Below are 12,542 nucleotides of genomic sequence, written 5' to 3' on the forward strand. Positions count from 1 at the left end.
GGGTCGGGGTCGGCGTCGGCGTGGGGGTCGGCGTCGGCGTCGGCGTCGGCGTGGGGGTCGGCGTCGGGCTCGGCGTGGACGAGCCGCTCGTCGGGATGGTCGAGGCGGAGTATCCGTAGTAACGGCCCGAGACCGGGCTGAGCGGGTCACCCGTGAAACGCTTGCCGCGGTTCTTCGCCGCCGATTCCGCCTGCGCGCGAACGATCGAGATGACCTGTGCGGGCGTCTTGCCTGCGCACGCGCCGGTGTTGTAGCAGTCCAGGACGACCCCGCTGGTCACCGCGGCCGACAGGCTGGTGCCGGAAGCGACGAGTCCGTAGCGGTTGCCCTTCTTCGTCGTCGTCGGGCAGGTGCCGGGAGCGGCGATGGTGTGCGCCTGATCGGCAACGCTCACCGCGAAGTTGCTCGCCGGGGCGTAGCTGTCATCGACGGGCGCGCCCGTCTCAGTGCAGGTCTTGGAACCGCGACCGCCCGGCTGACCGTCGTAGTCGGCGAAGTTCGTCGCCGACAGCACCTCGTCATAGGAGCCCGGCGCGAAGCCGGCCATGTCCTTGCCCGAGTTCCCCGCCGCCGACACGACCGTGACGCCTTCACGCACGACCGAGCACACGGCCTGGTGGATCGTGTCACCGTTCGAGTAACCGCAGTTGCCGTCGTCGGTCTGCGCGAACTGCATGCTCATGTTGAGGACTTTGATGTTGTACTTGGCGTGATTGTTCACGACCCAGTCCAGGCCGCACATGAGCTGCGACACGCTGCCCTTGAGCTTGTTGTCGAACACACGGATCGAGTAGATCGGGGCACCGGGGGCGACACCGACGATGCCGAAGCTGTTGTTGATGGCGGCGAGCTGACCGGCGACGGCCGTGCCGTGGCCGTTCGCATCCTGCCCATCCCCGGCCCCGAAGCAGTTGACCTGCTGCGCGATGTTGAGATCGGAGTGCGTGCTGACGCCGGAATCGATGATGGCCACCGCGGGCCCTGTCCATGATCCGGCCGACAACGCGTTGACGGGGGCCTTATCGGCCTCGACCGTGCGCACCGGAGGGATGACATCCTGCGCGGCGGCAGTGACCACCTTGTCGGGGCTCACGCCGTACACCGCACCGGACGCGCGCAACGCCTCGACCTGCGAGGGGGTCAACTCGGCCGAGAATCCCTTGATCGCGCCCTCGTAGAAGGCATCCGTCTCGATCCCGAGATCAGCGATCGCCGCCTTCGCCTCATCGACGCTGCTGAAACTCACCGTGTACGTGTCGCTGCCCTCGTCGGCCGACGCGGGCGATGCTCCGAACACTCCGCCCACCAGCACCGTGATCGCGAGCGCCGCGAAGCCGGGTCGCAAGCGCCCGAATCTCTTCCTGTCCGTGCTCATGCCTTGTCTCCCATGCTTATTGCCCCTTGGTGTTGCATTTCCCAGATTTGCTGCCCGAATTGGCTTCCCATAGCCGACAGCGGCCCTACTGCTTACTCAGAGCGCTCCGGTCGCTCGCCGATGACTCGAGCCGGAACCCCTCCGACGATCGAGAACGGCGGCACATCCTTCGTGACCACGGCACCCGCGGCCACTACCGCACCCTCGCCGACCGAGACCCCGGCCAGCACCACAACGTTCGCCCCCAACCACGCGCCGTCACCGATGACGATATCCTCCTCGACCTTCGGCTGGTCCATGATCGCCACCGGTCCGAGAACTATACCGTAGTTGGATGCCGTCAACGTGACGTGAGGAGCGAACAGACACTTCGCTCCGATCACGATTCGTCCCGACGTGTTACCCGCCCAGATCACGCTGAACTCGCCGATGTGCGTGCCCGCGCCGATCGTGATGCGTTCGCCGTTGCGGAACGAGACGTTCGGGGCCATGGAGACGTTCGGGCCACGGTCGATCCGTCGGACCTCGCGCACGAACGAGTAGTTGTTGAAGTGGGTCAGGCGCAGCCAGTGGGCGAGGGTCCTCGGGTCCAGGATGGACGTGAACGCATCGGAGAGTCCCATATCCTCAGCCCCCCACCGGCTCGCTCGCGTTGAACGACTCCGCCAGCGACGACACGAGCGCGTCGACGTCGATGCTCTCACGCGCGGTGACGCAGATGACGAGATCACGCCGGTAGGAGCACGCCAAGCAGGCGATCTCGTCGGCCGGGTCTCCGGCAGGCCACCCCGTCACGGTCTCGACGGGCGCCTGACCGAAGTACCGCTGCTCTCGCCCCCACGTCACGTACGTCGAGTAGCCCACCCAGTCGTTCGCGCCAGCCACGATGGATCCGCCGGAATCGACGGCGTGCTGCACCTGGTTCCGCACGCTCGGAACGATCTGGGCGAGGCTGTCGCCGGCCGGGACGGTCACCTTCACGACGCTGATCGCGTTCCGCACTCGGGCATCCGCCGGAGTGCGGCGTGAGATCGGCACGAGGATCGACACGAACTCCGCGTCGGGGCGCTGGCGAGCTGCGGCCACGAGCGTTGCGGCGACGGTGAGATCGTTCACCGTGCCCCCCAGACGGTACGCGCGCTTGGTGGCGGCGGCCAGGTCCACGACGATGTAGCGAGAACTCCGCCCCGCCAGCACCGCATCCACGAGACCCGATCTCGCGATGCGCGCATTCTTGAGCGGACGGATGAGGCGACCGACCCACCGACGAACACGCTTTCGCAGCGGCTTGCGCCAGTAGTCCCGCCAGGCCCCTCGCACGGAGCCCTGCTGACGCCACCACTGCGCGAAGCCCACCCGCAGCACACCGAACCCCGTCCGCGGGGCGACGCCGAGCGCCTCCCGCTCGGCGGGACCGGCCAGCGGGGCCTCCGCCGACGACTGCGGACCGGCGAGCACATCCCCGATGCGAAGCCCGAACAGTGCGTCACCGATGACGTGGTGGTACCGCACGACGATGGCGACCCGACCCGAGTCCAACTCGACGAACGTGAAGTCCCACAGCGGCTTGTCCATGGCCATCGCCGCGAACGCCCGTCCCGTCAAGACCTCCACCCGGTCAGGATCGTCCGGTTCGACGGAGTCGTGAAACCTCACGTGGTGCTCGAGATCCAACGCGGTCACCGGTACCCACGCCGGCGTCGTCAGCCGCAGCGGCGTCGACACCAGTCGCTGCCGCATCGACGGGGCGAACCAACTCAGCCGGTCGACCCGCGTACGGATGAGGTCACGGTCCAAAGCCCCGTCGGCGCCGCGCAGCGAGGAAGCGTCCACGATCAGGGTCCCCGTCGCGATCATCGCCGTGAAGGCGACGGTGTTGGACACGTACTTCTCATCGAGCGTGCTGATCAGCTCCGCTCGCACCGGTGTCGCCGTCACTGCGCGGATCCGCCGTTCTCGTTCTCGGCCTCGCGCAGTGCGATCGGCGTCGGCGGATGAGCGTCCACGAAGACCGTGCCCACTCGCCGCAGCGAGGTGGCGATGAGGATGCCGCGGAGGAAGCCGCGGAGCAGGGCGACGTCCGCGTTGCGCCGGCGCGCGTCCGCGCGCTCACGAACGATGCGCGAAATCGTCCTCTTGAGCACGATCGCAGCCAGCATGACACCCTCCCGGGTGTGCATCCGCAACCACTTGTTGGTCAGCGCGCCCAGCCCCAGCCCGTACCCGCGATGCAGCTTCGTGTAGGCGGCATCCTCCCGCGTGTTCACGTGAAGAACGACGCAGCCCGGGTCGGACACGATCTGGTGCCCCACATAGAGCATCCGGCAGAAGATGTCGAGGTCTTCGGCGCCGGCCAGCTTTCGTCCGGCGCCGAGGACGGGATCGAACCCGCCGAGCCCCAGCACGTATTCACGACGGAACGCCATGATCGCCCCGTGCCCCGCGTCGATGCCGGCCGTCGTGCGGGTGAAGCGTCGAATCGGCCGCGCTTCGCGCGGCCGGCCGACGAGCGTGTGGTCGAGCATCGTTCCCGTCACGGACGCGACGGTCAGATCGTCGAAATGGTCGAGCAGGGGTTCCAGCCAGCCTTCGATCGCCTGGCAGTCGTCGTCGGTGAACACGACGATGGGACGCTGCGAGGTGCGCAGACCGACGTTGCGCGCGATCGACAGACCCCGCGTGTCGGTGCGCACGTAGTCGACGCCGACGTCGCGAGCGACCTCGCGCGTCTGAGACGTCGTGGATGCCGAGTCGACCACGAGGATCTGGACATCGGCGGGAGTGTTGGCGCGGAACGACTCCAACGCCGTGCGCAGCATCTCGGGTCTCTCGCGTGTGCAGATCACAAGCGATACATCGTCATAGCGCACGGGAGGACTCCATCAGACCCATCGTAGGACTCCGGTCGGGTAGCACCTGCATCGATCGCCTTCTCCCGCGCATCACGCGGCCGCGACCATCGACGAGTCGCCACCGGTCGACCACCCACCGCTGGGAGGCGGCGCGACGTCGCCGAGCCACTCGCGCATCTCGCGAATGAACCTCGTCGTATCGAACTCCATCGCGCGCGCCTTCGCGGCATCCGGCCGCAACGAACCCAGCCGCTCGACGGCGCCGGCGACCTCCTGCAGGTCGTCGGGGTCCACCTGGAATCCGGTTACGCCGTCGATGACCGACTCCGCCGCACCGCCCTCCCGATTCACGATCACGGGGCAGCCCGCCGCCATGGCCTCGACGGGGACGATGCCGAAGTCCTCGACCGGAGGGAAGACGAACGCGAGCGCGCGCTGGAAGAGCGCCCGCATGAGCTCATCGGAGACGAAGCCGAGGATGTGCACCGGCACGCGCGACGACTCGGCGAGCGCTGAGAGCGCGGCACGCTCGGGGCCGCTCCCGGCGACCACGACGGGAATGCCGAGGTGCTCGCCCATGCGGATGACATCCCGATGCCGCTTGTAGGGGACCAGCCGCGACGCCGCGAGCAGGAATCCCGACTCCGGCAGCGACGCGAGGATCTCGGCATCCGCCGCGTCGAGGTGGGAACTCCAGTCCCCGCCATCGATGATCTGCTGCGCTCCGACGGGAGGGTAGATCACGCGCGCATCGCGCCCCCAGACCCGCGCGATGCGCCTGCGCACGAACCGGCTGTTCGCCGCGAGGGCACCCGCGTCGGCCGCGGCCCTGCGATCGATGCGCTTGAGGATCTCCCGGGGCAGCGCGGTGAGTCGCCCGGCACCGCGCCCGTCGAGCGCCGGTTCCCACAGGTAGCGCACCGGCGTGTGCACGTAGGAGAACTTGGGCACCCCGGCCCGGCGGGTCCCGAAATCGCCGTGGTGCGCGAAGACGTAGCTGCTCGCGAGGACCCAGTCCGGCTTCTGGGCCACCTTGCTGCGCCGCCACGTCGCCGGCATGAGCGGCATGGCGAGGGCCTTGTGCCGCCGCAGCGGGGTGCGCGCGAGCCAGGACTCCGTGACGAGACCCGGAGGGAAGCGGTCGGGATCGTCGTTCCACAGGGTGAACAGCCGGGAATCGGGAAAAGCGATGCGGAACGCGTCGAGCACCTGCTCAGCGCCCCCGGAGGGCTCGATCCACTCCTGGACGATCAGTCCCCCCATTGCTGTCGCTCCTCACGATTCGGGTGCCTGCTCGATCTGCGCCTGCGCCGAAGGGAGGGTCGATCGCCGAGAGTCAATATGCGCCGTCACCTTTGAGAACAACTCGCACGGTCTTCGCGAGAATGATGAGATCAGCGGTGATCGACCAGTTCTCGACATAGTACAGGTCGAGCTGGACCGACTCCTCCCAGGAGAGGTTCGAGCGGCCGTTCACCTGCCACAGACCCGTGATCCCCGGGCGGGTGAGGAGCCGCCTGCTGACGTTGCCCTCGTACTTGTCGACCTCGGCGGGGAGCGGCGGACGCGGACCGACCAGGCTCATGTCACCGCGCACGACGTTCCAGAACTGCGGGAACTCGTCGAGGGAGAACTTCCGCAGCACGCGGCCGACGCGCGTCACCCTCGGGTCCTCCTTCATCTTGAACAGCAGACCGTTGCCCTCGTTCTGCTCCTGCAGCGCGTCGAGGCGCGCCTCGGCATCCGGGACCATCGACCGGAACTTCAGGAGGACGAACCTCGTCCCATTGGCACCGACGCGCTCCTGCCGGAAGATGACCGGGCCTTCGCTGTCGAGACGGACCGCGAGCGCGATCGCGGCGAGCAGCGGCGACAGCACGACGAGGGCCAGACCCGCGAGCGTGATATCGAAGGCGCGCTTGACGATGTGGTTGAACCCCGAGTACTGCGGCAGGTCGACGTGCACCATCGGCAGACCGCTGATCGGACGCATGTGGATGCGCGGACCGGCGACGTCGGTCAGGCGGGAGACGAGGATCAGCTCGACCTTCGAGTTCTCCAGCTCCCACCCCAGTGAGCGCACCGCGTCGTTGCCCCCGGGCAGGTTCCCCGAGACGATGACCGCTCGCGTCCGCGTGCGCTTGGAGATCGCCGCCACCTCGTCGAAGGGGATGATCGGGAGGCCGCCCATGAGACGGGCCGGACGCTTGAGATCGGGGATGCTGGCCGCGATGGCACGGTATCCGACGCGGTAGTTCCGCTTGAGCTGGGTGATCACGTGGCGGACTTCGTCCTCGGAGCCCACGACGATCGCTCCCGTCATGCAGCGACCCTGGCGACGCATCGCGTGCAGCCGGTTGCGCCACAGGACCCGACCGAGCAGGAGAAGCACGAGGCCGACGGGAAGAGCGATCGCGACGTACCCGCGCGCGACCTCGAGCCGCAGGAGGAAGGCGACGACCGCGAGGAGCCCGAACGTGCCGAGAGTCGCCTGCAGCACCCGCTGGTACTCGACCATCCCCGTGCCGGTGTTCCGGAAGGACCTGCTTCGCGTCGCGGAGAGCGCGATGAACCACGTACCGGCCAGCACGACGCTCATGGCAAGATACGCCACATCGATCTTCTCGATGCCCGGCATGATCGGGCCGAGCGCGCCCTCGCCGAATCTGACGAACTGCGCGATCGCCACCGAGATCGCGATCGCGGCGGCGTCGATCACCGCCATGCCGACCACGACATGCCTGCGCCAGCCCAGCCGACGCGGCTGTCCCTCGACATCGATCTGCACCGATGAGGTGAGACCGGTGTCCGGACGGTCCGAAAAGGCGGAATCGTCCACTCCCAGAGTCCCCGTGGATTCATTGACAGACATCAGCATGCGCCCCCAAGACTGCAATTCGCGCAACACGCACCCCGAAGGGGCGCAGTCGCACTGCTTTCAGTACAGTAGTCGCTCCGACCGACTGCTCGCCATGACCACCGGCGCAATTTACGGAGCCGTAGGCACCGCGTGATGCCCCCGAAACACCGCCGCGCGGCGAAATCCTGCCGCTACCGTGCACGGGCGAGCCCGATGATCTGCTCGTGCCTGGCCGCCCAGGAGTTGGCTGCCACGAAGGCTTCGCGCTCGGTTTCGGCGGCCCGTCCCCGCGCGAGCGCCTCGTCGGCGACGTCGGCGAAGTCGGAGACGCGGTCCACGAGCAGCACGCGATCACTCACCCCTTGCACCGGCGGCAGGTCGATCGACAGCACCGGCGCGCCGGCCGCCAGGTACTCGTAGAGCTTCAGCGGGCTCATCGCCTCGGTGAGCGGCGTACGGCGGTGGGCGACCAGGCACAGGTCGGCGTTGCGCAGAATGGCGACGATCTCGCTTCTGCCCACGCTGGCGTGGACGTGCACGTTTGCGAGATCCGCGAGCTCCCGCACATACCGGGGATCGGGCAGCGGACCGAGAAGCACCGTGTGGATGTCGGGACGGGCCTGCGCGAACGACTTCACGCCCTCGATGTCGACTCGAGTGTCGATCGTGCCGACATACACCGCGCGCGGATGCGGGATCTCGGCGAACCAGCGCGGCGGCGGCGGCGCGGCTCCGAGCCATTCGGCGGGCTCGACGCCGTTGGGGACGACCGCGTGGGCGCCCGTCGGCGCGATCCGCTCGATGATCTGCGCCGACACCGCGACCACGCAGCGCCCGGACTGCGCGATCCGCCGATACGACTCGGCGAACGCCGGCCAGTACTGGCGGCGCGCCGGTGAACTGAGCCAGTCGTCCCTCGCGAAGAAGGTCACCGGCCCCGCCCACTCCAGCGGCGCGAGCCCGGCGACGAGGGGATTGGTCGTCAGCACGACGGGGCTCTCGAGGCCGCGGCGGCGCGCGGCGCGGTGCAGCGACTCGTCGTACCCGCGGTAGTCGGCGATCGCGTGCTCGGGAGCCAATCGGTCGCGGCGGCGCAACCGCGTGGGCGAATGGAGCCATGCCCGCTCGTGTCGCGGGAAGCGCGCGTCTCGGTCCAGGTACGGCGAGGCCAGCACGCGCGGGACCCATCGATAGGGATTCGCGACCAGCAGCCGCCGCACATGCGGACTGCGCAGCAGCGTCGACATGATGCGATCCGGCGGCCGCATCATCCCCCGCCGCGAGGCATCGGCATAGGTCTCGAAGGAGAAGGTGAACACGAAATCATCGACATCCGAGTTCACCGGGAGGGCAGGTGCTTCGCCCTCTCGACTGTCGAATGAACTCACCCCGTTGCCAGTTCCCTCACCACTCGAGCCGGCGCCCCGACCGCGACGCAGTGAGGCGGGACGTCCTCTCGCACCACGGAGTTCGCACCCACGACCGAGTACTCACCGATGGTGACGCCGGGCAGCACGACGACGTTCTGACCGAGCCACGCGCCGCGACAGATGCGGACGGGACGCGGCTCCGACAGCGGCTGGTCGCGGATCGGGATGCCCGGATTCGAGAAGCCGTGCATGTGGTCGGCGATGTACACCCCGAAGGCGATCCCGACCGCCTCCTCGATCACCACGCTCTGGATCGCCGAGATCGACGCCCCCCGCATCCTCACCCGATCGTGGAGGAACATCACGGGACCCGGCTGCTCCCGCGAGGGGACCATCAGCCAAGAGCCGGCACCGATGAGCACGTTCTTGCCGATCGAGATCTTGTCGGCATTGCTGACGCGAGTGGGCAGGAGGATCCGCGAGCCGCGACCGAACTCATGAAAGCCGGATGCCGCCATCCTGCTGAACACGGAGTCTCGCGCCCGCTGCAGGGCAAGAAGCGCATCTAGCGCGTGCACGTACGAAACTCCTCTGCAATCGGCGATGACATGCGCTCCCCGATCCATACACCCACGGCCACGCTCCGATCGCTCACCCCTCGGCCGATCAGAATCGACCTATTCATAATAGCCAGTTTGCTACAGAACATGTCGCACCCACCGCTTCGAGCACAAGGAGCGGGTCACAGGATCGTTGCGTGGCACCCGCCGACCGGTTTCCCGACTCGCCCAGGCGAACGCTACCCTAGTCCCTATTCTGGAGGTCGATAGATGAGTGAACTCGCTGGGGCGGACTTTCTGCGGGCGGTGCGCCAGTCGGCGACGACGGCGCAAGACCGCGGCATCCGCTTCTACACCTCGCCGACCGCGTACGACGAGATCTCCTACGCCGAGCTCGACGCCGACGCTCGCGCGCGCGCCGTCTCACTCAAGGGCGCGGGCCTGCGAGAGGGGGACGTCGCCGTCCTGGCCTTCGAGCCGGGGCTCCCCTTCATCCGTGCGCTCATGGGATGCCTGTACGCGGGAGTCGTGGTCTGCCCGGCGCCGATCGCCGCGACGCGCAACATGGACGCCGTCCGCGATCGCCTCGAGGCGATCGCGATCGACGCGAAGGCGAAGGCGATCATCGCCGTGCCCGGGGCGCTCGAAAGCCTCGGCGTCACACCGGACCAGCCCTTCCCCCCGGTGATCCTCGTCGAGGGGCCCGCCGACGCCGATCCGGACCGGTGGACCGTGCCCGCGGTGGACGAGGACTCCCTCGCGATCCTGCAGTACACGTCCGGATCGACGGGCGTTCCCAAGGGGGTCATGGTCTCCTTCGGCAATCTCATCGCCAACCAGCTGGCGATCACGGCGGTCACCGAGTTGACGGAAGACAGCATCGGCGTCGGGTGGCTGCCGCATTACCACGACATGGGTCTCATCGGTCAGCTCATCCAGCCCATCTTCTGCGGGGCCCAGATGTACCTGACCTCGCCGTCGCAGTTCCTGCGCAGACCGGTGCTGTGGCTGCGACTGATCAGCGAGTTCCGCGTCACGCACGCCGTCGGTCCGGATTTCGCCTTCGGCCTGTGCACGCGCCTCATCACCGACGAGCAGCTGGCGGACCTCGACCTCTCTTCGCTCGAGGTCGTCATCACCGGCGCCGAGCCGGTGCGGATGACCACCCTCGAAGCCTTCGGCGAGCGCTTCGCGCCGACCGGCTTCCGGATGCAGGCGTTCGTCCCGGCCTTCGGCATGGCCGAGACGACACTGCTCGTCACCGCGCACCGCGACGCGACGCCGCCGCAGGCGATCCGCGCCAGCGCCGCGGGGGTCGAGGCCGGACGGTTCTTCCCGGCCGAGGGCACCGAGCGCGCGCTCGCCTTCGTGCCCTGCGGCCCGCCGACGCAGGACACCGAGATCGCGATCATCGACCCCACCACCTCGGAGCGGGTCGGACCCGGAGACATCGGGGAGATCTGGGTCACCGGGACGAGCGTCGCCCAGGGCTACTGGAATCGTCCGGACGAGACGGCGGCGGTCTTCCACGCCACGATCGCCGACGAGCCCGGGACCCGGTGGCTCCGCACCGGCGATCTCGGTGTGCTCGCCGACGGCGAACTGGTGATCACGGGCCGGCTCAAGGACCTCATCATCGTGCGCGGTCGCAACATCTATCCCCAGGATCTCGAGACGGCCGCCGCGGCGTTCCTGCCCCCCGGATGCCTGAGCGCCGCGTTCGAGTCGGAGTCGTCGTCGACCCAGATCGGCCTCGTGGCCGAGATCGATGCGGCGAAGATGGACCCCGACGCGGTCACGCAGCTCCTCACCGCGATCGCGCGGCAGCTCACCGACGAGTTCACGCTGCCCGGCCTGTCCGTGGCGCTGATCCGGAAGGGCTCGCTGCCACGGACGACGAGCGGGAAGGTCCAGCGCGCCCTCACCCGCCGGCTGATCGATCGGAGCGAGCTGCCCGTGATCAGTGCCCGAGGCTTCGCGGAGGTCTCCGGATGAGCGGCACCGACACCGCCGGCGACCTTCGAGCCGCCGGCGCCTTCGACGAGCTGCTCGGCGACCCGCGCGAAGCGGATTCGGTCATCAACACGGAGCGCTCCATCGATCTCGACGAACGTTCCATGTTCCCCGTGGCCGAAGTCCAGGCGATCGACACCTGGGGCCTTCAGCGACACTACGTTCCGACGGCCTACGGCGGCGAACTCCACGACTCGCTCGTGCCGATGCTGATGATCCGGAACCTGGCACGACGCGACGTGACCGCGGCCGTCGCCCACGGCAAGACCTTTCTCGGGTCGGTGTGCTCGTGGGTCGCCGGCGGCGAGATCGCTCAGCGCACCGCCGACATCGTCGTCACCGGTGACCCCGTCTCGTGGGGGCTGACCGAGAAGGGACGCGGTTCCGACCTGTCGCGGTCGGCGACGGTGGCCCGCCTCGACGACAGCGGTGTCCGACTCGACGGCGGGAAATGGCCGATCAACAACGCCACCCGGGGACGGGCGATGACGGTCCTTGCCCGGTCCTCCGAGAAGGCGGGGCCCCGTGCCCTGTCCCTCGTGCTCATCGACAAGCAGGATCTGGATCTCGCCACGATCTCCTACGAGCCGAAGGTGCGCACGCACGGCATCCGGGGCGCCGACATCAGCGGCATCCGCTTCGACGGCACCGTCGTCGATTCCGCCAACGTCGTGGGCACAGCGGGGCACGGACTGGAGATCGTCCTCAAGGCACTGCAGCTGACCCGCCCGCTCACGACGTCACTGTCGGTCGGCGCGGCCGATCACGCTCTCGAGATCGCGCTGGAGTTCGCGGCGGATCGACGCCTGTACGGCCGACGGCTGGCAGACCTCCCGGGTGCTCAGCGAGTGATCGCCCAGGCGGTCGCCGACACGCTCCTCGCGGAATCGCTGATGATCGTCGGCGGGCGCACGATCCACTCCGCACCGCAGGAGATGGCGCTGGTCAGCGCGCTCGTCAAGTTCCTGGCGCCCGACACCGTCGACATGCTGTTCCGCGACCTGACCTCGTTCCTCGGAGCCCGCTCTCAGCTTCTCGGGGTCGCCGGTGCGGGAGCCTTCCAGAAGGCCGCCCGAGACAACAGAGTCGTCGGCATCTTCGACGGCAACTCGATCGTCAACCTCAACGTCATCATCAACGAGTTCCCCAACATCGTGCGGGAGCGGCCGGCTCCCGATCCGGAATCGGTCCTCGCACCGCTTCGCGTCGACGCGCCCGTCGGGCCGTTCCCCGCCGACCAGCTGCGCCTCGTGACTCGTCACGGCTCTGCACTGCTGCGCGCCTTTCCCGCTCTCGTGGAGTCCATCGGGAGGACCGGAAACGCTGAGCTCGTCGCGGCCGCCCGATTCATCGAGGCCGAGTACACCACCCTGCTCGGCGAGATCGAGACGCTCCCGCGGGCATCGCAGCCGCACCCGGTCGCGTTCGACACCGCCGAGCGTCTGGCACTCGTGTTCGGCGCCGCCAGCGCGCTGGCCGTCTTCGCCGCGCGCGGCGAGGACGTTCCCGGCG

10 protein-coding genes are annotated in these 12,542 nt (G+C 68.4%); 2 read left to right on the forward strand and 8 right to left on the reverse strand.

The genetic code is table 11. The features are described from left to right. The 8 genes from WBP48_RS07810 to WBP48_RS07845 all read right to left on the reverse strand — a co-directional run. Positions 1-1,375 (reverse strand): S8 family peptidase (locus WBP48_RS07810; RefSeq protein WP_424438551.1); only part of this gene is annotated, 1,375 nt, incomplete at its 3' end. Positions 1,376-1,467: 92 nt separating this feature from the next. After that, complete coding sequence (locus WBP48_RS07815) at positions 1,468-1,998, reverse strand: acyltransferase (RefSeq protein WP_424438554.1); 531 nt, start codon at positions 1,996-1,998, stop codon at positions 1,468-1,470. A 4-nt stretch (positions 1,999-2,002) separates the two neighbouring features. After that, the gene (locus WBP48_RS07820; RefSeq protein WP_424438557.1) at positions 2,003-3,313 is read right to left on the reverse strand and encodes a wax ester/triacylglycerol synthase domain-containing protein; all 1,311 of its coding nucleotides are present in this window, start codon (positions 3,311-3,313) and stop codon (positions 2,003-2,005) included. Beyond that, a complete protein-coding gene (locus tag WBP48_RS07825) occupies positions 3,310-4,245 on the reverse strand; it encodes a glycosyltransferase family 2 protein (protein WP_424438560.1) in 936 nt (311 codons plus the stop codon). Before WBP48_RS07825 ends, WBP48_RS07820 begins: the two co-directional genes overlap by 4 nt. 72 nt (positions 4,246-4,317) lie before the next feature. After that, entirely contained in the window at positions 4,318-5,490 is a 1,173-nt protein-coding gene (locus tag WBP48_RS07830) for a glycosyltransferase (protein ID WP_424438563.1), read from the reverse strand. Between the two features lie 73 nt (positions 5,491-5,563). Beyond that, positions 5,564-7,066 (reverse strand): sugar transferase, encoded by a 1,503-nt coding sequence (locus WBP48_RS07835; protein ID WP_424438566.1) that lies wholly within the window; start codon positions 7,064-7,066, stop codon positions 5,564-5,566. Positions 7,067-7,278: 212 nt separating this feature from the next. Then, positions 7,279-8,475: a glycosyltransferase gene (locus WBP48_RS07840; RefSeq protein ID WP_424438569.1), complete on the reverse strand. Its 1,197-nt coding sequence runs from the start codon at positions 8,473-8,475 to the stop codon at positions 7,279-7,281. Further along, complete coding sequence (locus WBP48_RS07845; RefSeq protein ID WP_424438572.1) at positions 8,472-9,035, reverse strand: acyltransferase; 564 nt, start codon at positions 9,033-9,035, stop codon at positions 8,472-8,474. The genes WBP48_RS07840 and WBP48_RS07845 overlap by 4 nt, the downstream gene beginning before the upstream one ends. A gap of 252 nt (positions 9,036-9,287) precedes the next feature. Between WBP48_RS07845 and WBP48_RS07850 the strand changes: the two genes are divergently transcribed. Next, positions 9,288-11,012, forward strand: coding sequence for a fatty acyl-AMP ligase (locus tag WBP48_RS07850; protein ID WP_424438575.1), 1,725 nt, complete (start codon positions 9,288-9,290; stop codon positions 11,010-11,012). Continuing rightward, positions 11,009-12,542, forward strand: a 1,534-nt coding sequence (locus tag WBP48_RS07855; protein ID WP_424438578.1) for an acyl-CoA dehydrogenase family protein, incomplete at its 3' end; no start/stop codon positions are given. The genes WBP48_RS07850 and WBP48_RS07855, both read left to right, overlap by 4 nt.

Source organism: Microbacterium sp. (assembly GCF_049661145.1).
Taxonomy (GTDB): Bacteria; Actinomycetota; Actinomycetes; order Actinomycetales; family Microbacteriaceae; genus Microbacterium.